The organism is Janthinobacterium amylolyticum (genome assembly GCF_051380655.1).
Taxonomy (GTDB): domain Bacteria; phylum Pseudomonadota; class Gammaproteobacteria; order Burkholderiales; family Burkholderiaceae_D; genus Janthinobacterium.
Map to the genome: position 1 here is coordinate 248406 of NZ_JBNYXL010000001.1, position 14023 is coordinate 262428.

Consider the following 14023-nt stretch of genomic DNA (forward strand, 5'->3'; position numbering starts at 1 on the left):
CTCCTATGAAAAGCCAGGCCGTGCGACAATTGCGGCCTGTCTCTTTCTACCGTACACCATGACCAAGCACACCATCCGCCTCGGCGACTGGGCCACTCTGGGCCCTGACGCCACCGCCATCCGTTTCGAAGTCTTCGTCGATGAACAGAAAGTGCCGGCCGAGATCGAACTCGACGACATGGACGCCATCTGCCTGCATGCCGTCGCCTATGACACCGCCGGCAACGCCATCGGCACGGGCCGCTTGCTGCCCGATGGCCATATCGGCCGCATGGCCGTGCGCCAGCCGGGCCGCGGCACGGGCGTGGGCGGCGCCATTTTGACCTTGCTGATGCAAAAGGCGCGCGAACGCGGCGACCTGGCGGTGGCGCTGAATGCGCAAACCGTCGCCGCGCCATTTTATGCGCGCCATGGTTTCGTGCAGCAGGGGGAACAATTTGAAGAGGCGGGGATTGCGCATGTGGAGATGCGGCTGGAGTTTTAGGGTGTTGTCGGATTACGGCCTGCGGCCTAATCCGACCTACGACGTCAACGGTAGGTCGGGTTAGCGTGCAGCGCGTAACCCGACAACACCGGCACAATCAGTTCTGCGCGTGCGACTGGCGCCATTTATCCAGAATCACCGCCAGCACGATCACGACACCTTTCGCCACATACTGCCAGAACGACGACAGCCCCAGGATCGTCAGGCCATTGTTCATCACGCCGATGATCAGGGCGCCGATGACGGTGCCCCAGACGGAACCGACGCCGCCCATCAGGCTGGTGCCGCCGAGCACGACGGCCGCGATGGCGTCCAGTTCATAACCTGTCCCCCAGTTGCCGTTCGCCGCATACAGACGGCTGGCCGACATGGCGCCGCCCAGGCCCGCGAACAGGCCGCTGATGGTGTAGACAAACATCAGCACGAGGCCCACTTTGATGCCCGTCAAACGGGCCGCCTGGATATTGCCGCCGACGGCGTAGATATGCAGGCCCAGGGTCGTCTTGCGCAGGATGAACCACGTCAGCACGACGACGGCCGCCGCCAGCCAGATCAGCCATGGCACGGCCAGGAAGCTGCCGTTGCCCATCCATTCAAAGCTTGGGATTTCCGTGTTCAGCACGCTGGTGCCGTCGGCCAGCAGATAGGCGGCGCCGCGCAGTGCCGTCATGGTGCCCAAAGTTACGACAAACGGGTTCAGGCCGACGAGCGCCACCAGCACGCCGTTCAGTGCGCCCAGCAGCAAGCCGACGATGAGGAAGGTCGGGATCGAAAAGCCGGCGAACTGCGCCGACAGCGACATCAGCATGCCTGCCACGGCCGAGACGGCCAGCACGGAGCCGACGGACAAGTCGATGCCGCTGGTCAAAATGACGAAAGTCATGCCGGAGGCCAGCACGATATTGATCGACACCTGGCGGAAGATATTCATGGTGTTATTGCTGGTCATGAACGTCGACGTGCCGTCGGCCGAGAAATACACGGTCAGGCCGTACATGGCCAGGTACAGCACCACCAGCACGGGCAGCATGCCCAGGCGGCGCATCAGGTTCGAGGCATTGAAGGGGTCGCCGGCGCGCGCGGCGCCGCTGGTGGTGCTAGTTGTCATCATGAGTCTCCTGAATGATTATTTAAAACGTATTCTTAAAACGCCTGGCAAAACCGTCGCGAGCGGAAGCGAGTTGCGGTTGAGACGCGGAACTGTGCGAAGCACGGGGACGCCGAGTCAGTGAGCATCGGAAACCGCGACCCGCGACGCGCAGCAGGTTTGGTTGTGCGTTCTTATGCCGCTTCCAGCTGGGTGGCATAGGCAAGGATGTTTTCCTGCGTGATTTCCTCGCCCGTGACTTCGCCGGTGAGCCTGCCTTCGCACATCACCATCACCCGGTCGCAAATGCCGACCAGTTCGGCCAGTTCGCTGGAAATGCATAGCACGGCCGTGCCCGCGTCCGCCAACTGGTGGATGATCTTGTAAATTTCGCTCTTCGCGCCCACGTCCACGCCGCGCGTCGGTTCGTCGAGGATGAGCACCTTCGGTGCGATGGCCAGCCAGCGCGCCAGCAAGACTTTTTGCTGGTTGCCGCCGGACAGTCCGCCGACGATGCCGTCCGGCCCCGAGACCTTGACGTTGAGATTGGCAATGGCCTCGCGCGTGAGCTGCGTCAGGGCACCACGGTTGACCACGCCCGCCGTCGCATGCTTGGACAGGATATTCATCGACATGTTTTCCATGGCCGACAATTGCATGAACAGGCCCAGGCTCTTGCGGTCTTCCGGCAGGTAGCCGATGCCGTGGCGAATCGCCGCCAGCGGCCGGTGGATATGCACTTCGGTGCCGTCGAGCCATACTTGCCCCGATTGCTTCCTGTCGGCGCCAAAGATCAGGCGCGCCAGTTCCGTGCGGCCCGCGCCGACGAGGCCGGCCAAGCCCGTGACTTCGCCCGCATGCAGGGCGAACGAGGCGGGCTTGACCTTGCCGCCGCCCACGTTTTCCACGCGCAGGCGCTCGGCGCCGCGCGAGGTGCGGCGCTGGTGCGAATAAAAGTCGTCGGCGGGGCGGCCCACCATCATTTGCACGACTTTCTTTTGATCCAGTTCATCCTTGCCCAGCTCGCCCACATAGGCGCCATCGCGCAGCACCGTGATGCGGCGCGCCAGGCGTTCCACTTCGGCCATGCGGTGGCTGATGTAGAGCACGGCCAGGCCCTTGTCGCGCTGTTCTTCGATGATGCGGAACAATTGTTCGGTTTCCCGATCGGACAGGGCGGCAGTGGGCTCGTCCATGATCAGGATGCGGCTTTCGTGCACCAGGGCGCGGGCGATTTCCACCTGCTGCTGCTCGGCGATCGACAGGGTCGAGACCATGGTGTCCGCGTCGAAGCGGGAACCGAGGTCGGCTAGGATGGCGTTCGTGCGCGCGCGCATTTCGCCGCCCTTGACGGTCCAGAACGGTCCTTGTGGCTCGCTGCCCATGAAGACGTTCTGCGCCACCGTCATGTTCTTGGCCACGCTCAATTCCTGGTAGATCAGGTTGATGCCCAGCGCGCGCGCTTCGCCCGGGTTGCGGATCTTGATCGGTTTGCCGTCGAGGATGATTTCGCCCGCGTCCGGCGTGTAGACGCCGGATAAAATCTTCATCAGGGTGCTCTTGCCGGCGCCGTTCTCTCCCATCACGGCATGGATTTCGCCGCTGCGCACCGTCAGGTGCACGCCGCGCAACGCCCGCGTGGCGCCAAAGCGCTTCTCGATGCCGCGCATTTCAAAAATAATATCGTCGCTCATGACTGTCCTTCCTTGCTTTTGAAACTGTTGCCCGCCCTTCGCTTCGGAACCGGGCGGGCAACACGTGGTTCAGGTCAGGCAGATCAGTTCTTTACCCAGCCCGTGTAGGTGGCGACGTTTTCCTTGGTGATGGCCGGTGTCGGCAACAGCACCATGGTCTGCTTGGGCGTGCGGCCGTTCATGATGTCGTAGCCCATCTGCACGGCATCGGTGGCCATGCGGTACGGATTTTGCGCCGAGGTGGCGGCAAACAGGCCGGCCTTGTTTTTCAGGGCGTTCTGGCCATCTGGCGCGCCATCGACAGCCGTGATCAGTTTCACGTCCGTGCGCTTCGACTGCTTGATGGCCAGTTCCGCGCCGATGCCCGTCGGGTCATTGATGGCGAACACGCCGTCAATCTTCGGATGCGCCGTCAGCAGGTTCGACATCACGGTCATGCCGCCGTCGCGGCTGCCGCCGGCGTTCTGGTTGTCCGACAGGATCTTGATATCCTTGAACGCGGCCAGGGTTTTCTTGCAGCCATTCACGCGGTCGATCACGGACGTGACGGGCGGGCCGTTGAGAATCACGACATTGCCCTTGCCGCCGATCTGCTTGGCCAGGTAGGCGCACGAGACGTCGCCGGCCATGGTGTTGTCGGACATCACGGTGGCCGAGGCACCCACGGCGCCCACGTCGACGGCGATCACCACCACGCCCGCATTGCGCGCTTTCTTGATGGCCGGTGCAATGCCCTTCGAGTCGACGGCGTTCAGGATGATGATGTCGGTCTTGTTGGCGATAAAGTTTTCAATCTGGTCCACTTGCGTGTTCAGGTCATACTTGCTGGACACGGTGGTGACTTTCACGCCAGGGCCGCCCAGCTTTTTCGCGCTTTCTTCCGCGCCGCGGCCAATGGCCACGAAGAAGGGGTTGGCCAGGTCGCCGACGCTCACGCCGATCGATTTCAGCGGTTTGTCGGCGGCGAAGGCGCCGCAGGCGGCGGACAACAGCAGGGAGGCGGTAATGACTTTTTTCATGAGGATCTCCAAGGTTTCTTATTGTGAAAAACGAACGGTGCTACGGGTAAAAAACGATCAATTCCTTAACTTTTCAATCATGGCGTCCAGCTTGCCCGCATCGACGGCAAAGCCGCGGATGCCTTCGGCCAGTTTCTCGGTGGCCATCGCATCGTCGTTCAGCGCGTAGCGGAAGGCCGCTTCGTCATACGTGATGGCTGGCTGCTGCGCGCCCAGGTCGCCGCCCAGCGCGCGCTCGAACGGCGCATCCGATGCTTCCAGCTTGGCCAGCAGATCCGGGCTGATGGTCAGCAAGTCGCAGCCGGACAGGGCCGTGATCTGCCCCACGTTGCGGAAGCTGGCGCCCATCACCTGGGTGGCGATGCCATGCTGTTTGTAGTAATTGAAGATGCGCGTGACCGATTGCACGCCTGGATCGTTGGACAGGCTGCGCGCCGCTTCGTCCCATGCCGGACCCATGGATTTCTTGTGCCAGTCGTAGATGCGGCCCACAAAAGGCGAGATCAGGCGTACTTTCGCGTCGGCGCAGGCGACGGCCTGGCAAAACGCAAACAGCAGGGTCAGGTTGCAAAAGATGCCGTCTTGCTCCAGTTCGCGCGCCGCCTGGATGCCTTCCCAGGTGGCGGCGACCTTGATCAGCACGCGCTCGCGGGAGATGCCGGCTTGCTCGTACAGGGCGATCAGGCGCCGTCCGCGGGCCACGGTGGCGTCGCGGTCAAAGCTCAGGCGGGCATCGACTTCCGTCGACACGCGGCCCGGCACGACTTTGAGGATTTCCAGGCCGAAGCGCACCAGCACCTGGTCGACGATATCGTCCAGCGACGCATGCTTGTGCGCGGCGACCGTGCTTTCCAGCAAGGGCGCGTAGTCAGGCTGCAGCACAGCCTTCAAGATCAGCGAGGGATTGGTGGTGGCATCCTGTGGCGCGAAACGCGCCAGTTGCAAGAAGTCGCCCGTGTCGGCGACGACGGTACTGTATTGCTTCAATTGTTGCAGCTGGTTCATTACTACTTATCCTTCGCTCAGTTGGTGCAAGGCCTGCACGGCAGGAAACAAGCTACGGTATCGGCCGTAGCGGATGCTCAAGGCTGCGCTTTGCGCGGCATCGGGTAAAAAAGTGTTTTTGATCGGCAAACCGGTGGCCAGCAGCCGGCGCTCGCCGATGGCGGCAAAGCCCAGCTGGGCCGCGCCCAGGCTGGCCGACAGTTCGCTGTTGTGCAGGGTGCGCATTTCGCGGCCCAGCACATTGGCCAGCAATTGCGCCCAGTACTGGCTGCGCGCGCCGCCGCCCACCAGCATGCAGTGCGGCACCAGGGCACCGGTCGAGGTGACGGCCGCCATGGCGTCGCGCAGGGCAAAGGCCACGCCTTCGAGCACGGCGTAGCCGAGCTGTGCCGGCGTGCTGTCATGGCCCAGCTGCAGGAAGGCGCCGCGCACTTGCGGGTCGTTATGCGGCGTGCGCTCGCCCGACAGGTAGGGCAGGAACAGCGGCGCCGCTGGCGCGACGGTGCTGTCGAGGGGCAGGGCGTTTTCCACCAGGGCCAGCAGGGCAGCCTCGTCGGGCAAGCCCAGCACGCCGGTGGCCCAGCGCACGCAGCTGGCGCCGGAGAGGATGGCGCCCATCGCATACCAGCGGCCGGGCAGGGCGTGGCAAAAGCTGTGCACGCCGCCGGCCGGGTTGCCCAACGGCGCTTCGGTCACGGAAACGATGGCGGCGCTGGTGCCCAGCGAGATGAAACTATCGCCGGCGTTGACGGCGCCGATGCCCACGGCCGAGACGGGATTGTCGCCGCCGCCGGCGGCCACCACCACGTCCGATGGCAAGCCCAGCTTGTCGGCCATGGCCGCCAGCAAGGTGCCGGTGGCGGTGTCGCCTTCGGCCAGGGCCGGCATCTGTTCCGGCGCCAGGCCGCAGGCGGCCAGCATGGGGCCGAACCAGGCGCGACGGGCCTCGTCCAGCCACAGGGTGCCGGCCGCGTCGGACATGTCGGTGAGTTTGTTGCCCGTCAGTTGCAGGCGCAGATAATCTTTCGGCGACAGCACGCAGGCGATGGCGGCAAAGTTGTCCGGCTCATGCTTTTGCAGCCACAGCAGTTTTGGCGCCGTCAGCCCCGCCATTGGCAGGCTGCCCGTCACCTCGGCATAGGCGGGATAATCGCGCGCCAGACTGGCCGCCTCGGCATCGGCGCGCGCGTCGTTCCACAGGATGGCGGGACGGATCACCTTGTCGTTGCCATCGAGCAGCACGGCGCCGTGCATCTGGCCGGACAGGCCGATGCAGGCGATCTGTGCATATTCTTGCGGCCAGCCGGCGCGCAATTGCGCCAGCGCCTGGACGCAGGCGGCCCACCAGTCCTGCGGTGACTGTTCGGACCAGCCCGGTTGCGGGCGGCTGACGTCGATGCGCACGGACGCCTGGCCGCGCACCGCGCCATGGTCGTCCATCAGCACGGTTTTCAGTTCGGAAGTGCCCAGGTCGATACCCAGGGAAATGGCTGGATGCATGGTTTTCAAGCTAAAAGGTCAGGGGCAACCGCAGGAATTGCGCACGCGCAGGGCAGGCGACAAGCGCTGCACATGCTGGGCGCGGCCCGGGTTGGCGATACGCTCGATCAACAGGTCGACGGCCATGGCGCCCAGCTCTTCGAGCGGCTGCGCCATCACCGTCAAGCGGGGGCTGAAATAATCGGCCCAGTCAAAATCATCGAAGCCTGCCAGCGACACGTCTTGCGGTACCGCAATATGCGCGTCGCGCAAGGCGTGCATGGTGCCGATGGTCATCAGGTTATTGCCGGCGACGATGGCCGTGGGACGCTGTCCTGCGGGCAGGGCCAGCAGTTCGCGCGTGGCCGCGCCGCTGCGCTCCAGGTTCGAGTCGCCCGAGCGCAGCAGTGCGGGGTCAAAGACGATATCGGCACGCTGCAATGCCAGGCGGTAGCCTGCGATGCGCTCGTCCGTGGTGGACAGGCCCGGCGCACCGCTGATGAAGCCGATGCGGCGGTGGCCGTGGACGGTGATCAGATGGCTGACCAGCTCTGCCGTCGCCTGCGTGTTTTCCACGCCCACCTGGTCGAACGGTTGCGGCGACATGCGGTCGACCAGCACGGAAGCGATCTTGTTACTGTTCAGATAGTCGAGCGCGCGGTTCTGCGCATCGCCGGACGGCGCCAGCACGATGCCGTCGACGCGGCGCTGGTGCAAGTTCTGCACCACCTTGAGTTCCTGTTCGGGATCGTCATGCGTATCGGAAAACAGCATCATCAGGCCATGGCGCGTGCAGGCCGCCTCGATGGCGCGCACGGTTTCGCTGAAATAATGGTTGGTGAAGGCGGAAATGGCCACGCCGATGGTGCCCGACGATGAGCCGGCCAGGGCGCGCGCCAGCATATTGGGCACATAGCCGATCTGTTGCATGGCCGCGTTGACGGCGGCGACGGTTTTCGGGCTGACCTTGCGGGTGCCGTTGAGTACGTGCGAGACGGTCGACAGCGATACGTCGGCCGCCCGCGCTACATCTTCCATGGTGGCCATGGTGTCTCCTGATGATTTTATTATTATTGTGTGCTGCGATTGGATGCGGCTGTGTCACCGCGTTGGAATCCATCGTAAACAAAAGAAAGCGCTTGCGCAAGCGCTTTCTTTTTCGTGCGTACGGATGGATACAGGTTTTTTGATGCAGCTTGGGATGCGAGCGCAGGTCGGATTAGCGCGCCGCAGGGGCGCGTAATCCGACATCGGGGACGGTGGTGATGCCGGTTGAGTGTGGTGGCGTTGTCGCTGAGACCGCTGGTGTTGTCGGCGTACGCGCTTGCGCGCCAACCCGACCTATCCGACCTACTGTATCACCAGCTCATGCAATTCCCCTGGCGAATCGGGGAACAGTTTCACGACGGTGGACGTGCGCGTGCCGTAGCCTGGCGTTTCGATGCAGACGGCGGACAGCACGCGCTCGAGGTCGAGCGGCACGCCCGTGTCCGGCAAGCGGAAATCGGGCGCGCGCGTGGTGTCGGCCAGCATGTCGAAATAGGCGTCGTCGGGGGCGCCCTGGCACAGCAGGCTGGCGAACTGGGCCTTGGTTTTCAGGACCTTCGGCCACGGCGCGTCGAGCAGGGCGTTCGACAGGCCGTAGATGCCCGGCGCCAAAGGCTGGCCATTGCGCGCATCGCCGTCGCCGCGGTTGGAAAACCAGATCAGGGTCTCGGCGTCGCCCAGCACCAGATTGAAACCGTTGTAGGCGCCACTGCCGGGGCGGATTTGCGCGATGTAGTCCTGTGGCGACATCGTGCCTGCCAGGTAGTCCGCCACCAGGGCGCCGCGCGAGGGAGCGTCCGGATTGCGGTCTTGCGGGCTGCGGATATTCGTGATGGCGGCAAAGCGCGAGCTGCCGCTGCCGGACTGGGTAATGCCCATCCAGCTGCCGCCCGCCTGCAAGTCGCGGCCCGCGTACACTTGCGGGTGCTCGGGCCAGGCGCCGGCCGGGGCGCTGGCGCGTTCATAGAATTCGTCGCGGTTGGCGGCGGCAATCAGCGGCAGGTGCGGATTGACTTTCCAGGCAAAAACGATCAGGCACATGGAGGCAAATCCATGAACACTTCCGTATGGCGCGCGCCTGCCGTCAGCGACAGCAAGCCCGCCTCATCGCCCGCGCTGGCCAGCAGTTCGGCAAAGCCTTCGCCCACGACAGGGTAGATTTCCATCCACGTCTGCAAGCGATCCTTCGCTTCCGGACGGCGCTTGAGCTGCGGCGCCACGCCGGACGTAGCGGCCAGTTTCGCCTGCATGGCGCGCACCCTGGCTTCCAGCGCCTGCGCGTGCTCTTCTTTTACCTGATAGTAAACGTACAGATCTTTCATGGCATTCTCACAAGTCGAGTGCGTCGAGCACATAGGGCATGGGCAGGAAGTGCACGGCGGCACCCTGGGCCGAGCCGTAGCGCACGGCGCCGGCCGCGCTTGAACCTTCTGCGATCGCCCCCAGCTTCATTTCAACGAGGGCGTCGATGCCGCCCGTGCCATTTGGCGCGGCGTTGACGAGCATGCCGCAAGGCTGGTCCGGATCGCTGACGGCGTACAGTTCGCCGCCGGCCACGGCAGCCGCATCATCGATGCTGACGAGGGTGGTGCGGCGCTTGAGCTTGCCCAGATACTGGCTGCGCGCGACGATTTCCTGGCCCGGGTAGCAGCCTTTCTTGAAATTGACGCCGCCCAGCAGTTCAAAATTGACCATCTGCGGCACGAATTGCTCTTGCGTGGCGGCCGTGATCTGCGGAATGCCCGCATGGATTTCCGACAGGCGCCAGCCGTCATCGCCGCTTTTTGCCAGCTGTTCAGTCAGCTGCGGCCATGCATCGCGCGCCGTGGCGGCCGAGGTGAGCCATTGATAGCGCGGCGAAGCAAACGCATCAGCCACACGCAGCAGGGTGCCCGAGGCATGCTCGACCTTGCTGAACGGCGTGGCCGGCAGCACGGGGAACCAGGCGGACAGGGCCGCGCTGGCCTGCTTGCCGCCCAGGCCCAGCACGACCTGGTTCGCTTCATCAAGGGAAGCATCGTGCAGCTTGGCCTTGGCGCGCAGCACGAACATCTGCAAGCGCTTCTGGATGGCCGGCTGTATGCTGCGCGGCAATTGCAGATAAATGGTGGTGGCACTGCGCCACATCAGGAAACTGGCCAGCAAACGGCCTTTCGGCGTGCAGTAGCCGGCCAGGCGCACTTGCTCCAGCGTCAGGTGCTCGACATCGTTGGTCAACTGGCCGTGCAGGAAACTGGCCGCATCGTCGCCGTTCAGACCGATCAAGCCCTGGTCCGTGATGGCCGCGACAAAGCCTGCTTGCAGCTGGGGCACTGTCAGGGACTGGCCAAAATCGGCGATGGGGGCAATGGCGGCGGGGACGGTACTGTCAGGCGCGCCTTCGGGAGGGACGGGACGGGCGCCTTGCGCAGCTAAAAATTGATTCCAGTTATTCATAATTTCCATTAGATCAGCGATTAAGCATTATCATTACGGGTTCATTATAGTGATGTCGCGCGGATCGCGTCGGCAGCGGCAAGAAACACAGCATTCGTGCAGGTTTGCGCAGACTTTCTTCACAAATGAACGATCATAACTAGCAAGCGTGGAGCAGCAAGGCGCGCATAACAAGAATCGGAACAATGGCTTTCTTTAAAAAACTTGTAGTCAGTTCAGTCATCGCCGCCATCGGCGTCGGTGGTACTTTTGTGTACTGGGCGCAGCAGCCCATCACGACGGAAGGTGTAGCGATTCCGTTCACGATCACCCCGGGCAGCGGCGCGCATGCGGCCGGCCAGCAGATCGCGGATGCGGGCGTGCCCATCGTGCCCATCCTGTTCAACATGCTGGCGCGCATCGAAGGCAAGACCTCGAAGATCAAGGCCGGCTCCTACGAGCTGAAACCGGGCACGACGCCGCAGCGCCTCATCACGCAACTGGCGCGTGGCGAGTTCGCGCAGGAATCGCTGACCATCATCGAAGGCTGGACCTTCAAGCAGATGCGCCTGGCGATGGCCAACCATCCGGCCCTCAAGCACGACACCGTGGGCCTGTCCGACCAGCAACTGATGGCAAAGATCAGCCCTGAGTATCCGCAGCCGGAAGGCCTGTTCTTCCCGGATACGTATTTGTTCGCCAAGGGCGCCAGCGAGATGCAGATTTTCAAGCAGGCGCACACGGCCATGATTGGCCGCCTGTCCGAAGCGTGGGACAAGCGCGATCCTGCCTTGCCGTATAAAAATCCGTATCAGGCACTGATCATGGCTTCCATCGTGGAAAAGGAAACGGGGCAAAAGTCCGAGCGCGCCATGATCGCCGGCGTTTTCGTCAACCGCCTGAAAACGGGCATGCTGCTGCAGACTGACCCGACCGTGATCTACGGCATGGGCGACAGCTACCAGGGCAAGATCCGCAAACGCGACCTGGAAGCGGACACGCCGTACAATACCTATACGCGCGGCGGCTTGCCGCCCACGCCGATCGCCTTGCCCGGCGCACAGTCGCTGACGGCGGCGCTGGCGCCGGCCCGCACGCAAGCGCTGTATTTTGTGGCGCGCGGCGACGGCACCAGCCAGTTCTCGGCCAACTTGCCCGACCATAACCGCGCCGTGAACCAGTATCAGCGTTAATCCATCATCAGAGAACAAGAAGTTTCATGACACAAGCATATCAACCGCGCTTCATCACCTTCGAAGGCATCGATGGCGCGGGCAAGTCCACGCATATCGGCTTCGTGGCCGACTACCTGCAACAACGTGGCGTGCGCCTCGTCTCGTCGCGCGAACCGGGCGGCACCAGCCTGGGCGAAAAACTGCGCGAATTGCTGCTGCACGAAAAAATGCACCTGGAAACGGAAGCCTTGCTGATGTTCGCCAGCCGCCGCGAACACATCGCGCAAGTCATCGCCCCTGCGCTCGAGCGCGGCGAGTGGGTCATTTCCGACCGCTTCAGCGATGCCAGCTTTGCCTACCAGGGCGGCGGGCGCGGCATGGACTTGCGCAAGATGGAAGCGCTGGAAGCCTGGGTGCACCCGCACTTGCAGCCGGACCTGACGTTCCTGTTCGACGTGCCTTTGGCAGTGGCCCGTGCCCGCCTGGATGCCACGCGCGCGCTGGACAAGTTCGAGCAGGAGCAAGCCGATTTCTTTGCCGCCACGCGCAACGAGTATTTGCGCCGCGCGGCCCAGTTCCCCGAACGTTTCCGCATCATCGATTCCACGCAAAGCATCGCCGATATTCAAGTACAGCTGGCAAAACTGCTGGATGTTTTGCTCGAACAAAGCCCTGCAATACACTGATTTAAAAGAATAAAATGACCAGTTCCCTCTACCCATGGCAACAGGACGCTTGGCGGCAATTGCAGGCCCTGCGCCCGCGCATGCCGCACGCCATTTTGTTCCATGGCGCGCAAGGCATCGGCAAGGCCGACTTCATCGAGCACTTTGCGCAAGCGCTGCTGTGCGAAGACGTGCGCGCCGACGGCCATGCCTGCGGCAGCTGCGTTTCCTGCGGCTGGTTTAGCCAGGGCAACCATCCCGACTACCGCCGAGTACGTCCTGAAGCGCTGGAAGACGAAGTGGCCGACGAGGGCGACGAGGGCGAAGGCGCGAAGAAAAGCGCCAAGAGCAAGACGCCGTCGAAAGACATCAAGATCGAGCAGATCCGCAACCTGGCCGACTTCATGAACATTTCCACGCACCGGCAAGGCTTGCGCGTGGTGGTGCTGTACCCGGCCGAGGCGCTCAACACGCCCGCGTCGAACGCCTTGCTGAAAACGCTGGAAGAACCGCCGCCGGGCACCTTGTTCCTGCTGGCCTCGAACAGCCTGGACCGTTTGCTGCCGACGATTTTGTCGCGCTGCCGGAAATTTGCCTTGCCCATGCCGAGCCACGAGCAGGCGCTGGCCTGGCTCAAGCAACAAGGCTTGAATGATGCCGATAGCTGGCTGCGCGAGCAGGGCGGCGCGCCGCTGGCCGCGCTGGCACAGTCCGAATCGGGTGGCCGCGAGGAAACGGAACAATTGCTGCAGGTGCTGGCCAACCCTGGCGTGGAAGCGGCGCTGAAGGCGGCGGACAAGCTGCAAAAGGCGCCGTTGGCGCCGCTGGTGGCGTCGCTGCAGCGCTGGCTGTACGACGTGTTCTCCGTCAAGCTGTCCGGCACCATCCGCTACTACCCGCGCCACCGGCGCGAACTGGAAGCGCTGGCGGGCCGCATCAACGTCAGCCGGCTGATGGCCGCCATCAAGGCGGCGAATGAACGCCGGGCCATTGCCGAGCATCCCTTGTCGCCCAAGCTGTTCCTGGAAGACATGCTGCTTGATTATGCATCCAGCTGCCAATGATTGTGAATTAAATCAATTGCTTGCGTTGATTAGTTAATCTGATGCGTGATCAATGGAGCGGCGCTGGGGCTGGGCGGTTTGCCACGCCGGGAGCATGGTGTTAAAGTAAAGTTACTTTTTGCAAACAGCGTGGACCTTGTCCCTCAGCGGAGGCGTCACATGAAACGAGTCACTGGCATCGGCGGCATCATCTTCCGCGCACAAGACCCGGCCGCGCTGCGCGCCTGGTACCAGCGCCACCTGGGCCTCGACGTCCAGCCCTGGGGCGGCGCCGCCTTCACCTGGGCGGATGCCGACGGCAAGCCCACGGGCGGCACCACCATCTGGTCCGTCAGCGCGCCCGACAGCGAGCAATTCGCCCCCGGCAAGGCGGCCTTCATGGTCAACTACCGCGTCGACAACCTCGATGCACTGCTGCAAGCCTTGCGCGACGAAGGCTGCAATGTGCTGGACAAGGCACCGGATTCCGAATACGGCCAGTTCGGCTGGGTCATCGATCCCGAAGGCAACAAGGTGGAGCTGTGGCAGCCGCCGGCGGGGCAGTAGGCAGCAGTGCTGCCGGACATCATGTCAAACGATAACCACGCCATCTGTCCAAAGTGCCATGTCGGCACGCATGTGCGTGGCAAGAAAATCTTGATTGGCAAGGCCAGCCCGCGCATGCTCTTTGCCGACGAGTGTGAAGAGCGGGCGGGCTACCGACGTACTGACCAGCTTGCAATTGACGAGTGCACGGCAGAAGCCTTGGGAATAGCGCCGTTGGAACAGTTTATCGATGGCTTTTATTGCGCCCGGTGCGAAACTGGTTTTGTTGCTGATACCGTCCGCAAGCGCGTCAGCAGAAACTGCTAAGTTCATCTTGGTGGCACGGCGCCTACTGTAAAAAAGG

General features: G+C 63.1%; 15 protein-coding genes. 6 read left to right on the plus strand and 9 right to left on the minus strand.

Going from position 1 to position 14023, the window contains the following annotated elements:
- Positions 1-58: 58 nt before the first annotated feature.
- On the plus strand, positions 59-484 hold the full coding sequence (locus tag ACQ4WR_RS01185) for a GNAT family N-acetyltransferase (RefSeq protein WP_436484759.1): 426 nt from the start codon (positions 59-61) through the stop codon (positions 482-484).
- Between the two features lie 97 nt (positions 485-581).
- On the opposite strand, the gene ACQ4WR_RS01190 is transcribed toward ACQ4WR_RS01185, so the two are convergent.
- The 9 genes from ACQ4WR_RS01190 to ygfZ form a co-directional block, all read right to left on the minus strand.
- On the minus strand, positions 582-1592 hold the full coding sequence (locus ACQ4WR_RS01190) for an ABC transporter permease subunit (RefSeq protein ID WP_436485371.1): 1011 nt from the start codon (positions 1590-1592) through the stop codon (positions 582-584).
- A gap of 173 nt (positions 1593-1765) precedes the next feature.
- Positions 1766-3265 (minus strand): sugar ABC transporter ATP-binding protein, encoded by a 1500-nt coding sequence (locus tag ACQ4WR_RS01195; RefSeq protein ID WP_436484761.1) that lies wholly within the window; start codon positions 3263-3265, stop codon positions 1766-1768.
- 83 nt (positions 3266-3348) lie between these two features.
- Complete coding sequence (locus tag ACQ4WR_RS01200) at positions 3349-4284, minus strand: ABC transporter substrate-binding protein (RefSeq protein WP_077404737.1); 936 nt, start codon at positions 4282-4284, stop codon at positions 3349-3351.
- A gap of 57 nt (positions 4285-4341) precedes the next feature.
- Positions 4342-5289, minus strand: coding sequence for a transaldolase (gene tal, locus ACQ4WR_RS01205; protein WP_436484763.1), 948 nt, complete (start codon positions 5287-5289; stop codon positions 4342-4344).
- A gap of 6 nt (positions 5290-5295) precedes the next feature.
- The gene (xylB, locus tag ACQ4WR_RS01210) at positions 5296-6777 is read right to left on the minus strand and encodes a xylulokinase (RefSeq protein WP_436485373.1); all 1482 of its coding nucleotides are present in this window, start codon (positions 6775-6777) and stop codon (positions 5296-5298) included.
- 30 nt (positions 6778-6807) lie between these two features.
- On the minus strand, positions 6808-7815 hold the full coding sequence (locus ACQ4WR_RS01215) for a LacI family DNA-binding transcriptional regulator (protein ID WP_102294464.1): 1008 nt from the start codon (positions 7813-7815) through the stop codon (positions 6808-6810).
- Positions 7816-8118: 303 nt separating this feature from the next.
- Entirely contained in the window at positions 8119-8856 is a 738-nt protein-coding gene (locus ACQ4WR_RS01220) for an NRDE family protein (RefSeq protein WP_102294463.1), read from the minus strand.
- Complete coding sequence (locus tag ACQ4WR_RS01225) at positions 8847-9137, minus strand: DUF4936 family protein (RefSeq protein ID WP_436484765.1); 291 nt, start codon at positions 9135-9137, stop codon at positions 8847-8849. Before ACQ4WR_RS01225 ends, ACQ4WR_RS01220 begins: the two co-directional genes overlap by 10 nt.
- Before the next feature lie 7 nt (positions 9138-9144).
- The gene (gene ygfZ, locus ACQ4WR_RS01230; protein ID WP_436484767.1) at positions 9145-10260 is read right to left on the minus strand and encodes a CAF17-like 4Fe-4S cluster assembly/insertion protein YgfZ; all 1116 of its coding nucleotides are present in this window, start codon (positions 10258-10260) and stop codon (positions 9145-9147) included.
- Between the two features lie 176 nt (positions 10261-10436).
- Here ygfZ and mltG point away from each other — a divergent pair, with 176 nt between their 5' ends.
- From mltG to ACQ4WR_RS01255, 5 genes are all read left to right on the plus strand, one after another.
- Positions 10437-11423: an endolytic transglycosylase MltG gene (gene mltG, locus ACQ4WR_RS01235; RefSeq protein WP_102294460.1), complete on the plus strand. Its 987-nt coding sequence runs from the start codon at positions 10437-10439 to the stop codon at positions 11421-11423.
- 26 nt (positions 11424-11449) lie between these two features.
- A complete protein-coding gene (tmk, locus tag ACQ4WR_RS01240) occupies positions 11450-12091 on the plus strand; it encodes a dTMP kinase (RefSeq protein ID WP_102294459.1) in 642 nt (213 codons plus the stop codon).
- A 14-nt stretch (positions 12092-12105) separates the two neighbouring features.
- Positions 12106-13134, plus strand: a complete 1029-nt coding sequence (locus ACQ4WR_RS01245) for a DNA polymerase III subunit delta' (protein ID WP_436484770.1) — start codon at positions 12106-12108, stop codon at positions 13132-13134.
- A gap of 159 nt (positions 13135-13293) precedes the next feature.
- Positions 13294-13680 carry a VOC family protein gene (locus ACQ4WR_RS01250; protein WP_436484772.1) on the plus strand — a complete coding sequence of 129 codons (387 nt, stop codon included), beginning with the start codon at positions 13294-13296 and terminating at the stop codon, positions 13678-13680.
- A gap of 21 nt (positions 13681-13701) precedes the next feature.
- Positions 13702-13986, plus strand: a complete 285-nt coding sequence (locus ACQ4WR_RS01255) for a hypothetical protein (protein ID WP_436484773.1) — start codon at positions 13702-13704, stop codon at positions 13984-13986.
- Positions 13987-14023: the final 37 nt, after the last annotated feature.

Coding starts and splice junctions, on each gene's coding strand:
- ACQ4WR_RS01185 (WP_436484759.1), top strand. CDS start 59: ATGACCAAGCACACCATCCGCCTCGGCGACTGGGCCACTCTGGGCCCT.
- ACQ4WR_RS01190 (WP_436485371.1), bottom strand. CDS start 1,592: ATGACAACTAGCACCACCAGCGGCGCCGCGCGCGCCGGCGACCCCTTC.
- ACQ4WR_RS01195 (WP_436484761.1), bottom strand. CDS start 3,265: ATGAGCGACGATATTATTTTTGAAATGCGCGGCATCGAGAAGCGCTTT.
- ACQ4WR_RS01200 (WP_077404737.1), bottom strand. CDS start 4,284: ATGAAAAAAGTCATTACCGCCTCCCTGCTGTTGTCCGCCGCCTGCGGC.
- tal (WP_436484763.1), bottom strand. CDS start 5,289: ATGAACCAGCTGCAACAATTGAAGCAATACAGTACCGTCGTCGCCGAC.
- ACQ4WR_RS01215 (WP_102294464.1), bottom strand. CDS start 7,815: ATGGCCACCATGGAAGATGTAGCGCGGGCGGCCGACGTATCGCTGTCG.
- ACQ4WR_RS01220 (WP_102294463.1), bottom strand. CDS start 8,856: ATGTGCCTGATCGTTTTTGCCTGGAAAGTCAATCCGCACCTGCCGCTG.
- ACQ4WR_RS01225 (WP_436484765.1), bottom strand. CDS start 9,137: ATGAAAGATCTGTACGTTTACTATCAGGTAAAAGAAGAGCACGCGCAG.
- ygfZ (WP_436484767.1), bottom strand. CDS start 10,260: ATGGAAATTATGAATAACTGGAATCAATTTTTAGCTGCGCAAGGCGCC.
- mltG (WP_102294460.1), top strand. CDS start 10,437: ATGGCTTTCTTTAAAAAACTTGTAGTCAGTTCAGTCATCGCCGCCATC.
- tmk (WP_102294459.1), top strand. CDS start 11,450: ATGACACAAGCATATCAACCGCGCTTCATCACCTTCGAAGGCATCGAT.
- ACQ4WR_RS01245 (WP_436484770.1), top strand. CDS start 12,106: ATGACCAGTTCCCTCTACCCATGGCAACAGGACGCTTGGCGGCAATTG.
- ACQ4WR_RS01250 (WP_436484772.1), top strand. CDS start 13,294: ATGAAACGAGTCACTGGCATCGGCGGCATCATCTTCCGCGCACAAGAC.
- ACQ4WR_RS01255 (WP_436484773.1), top strand. CDS start 13,702: ATGTCAAACGATAACCACGCCATCTGTCCAAAGTGCCATGTCGGCACG.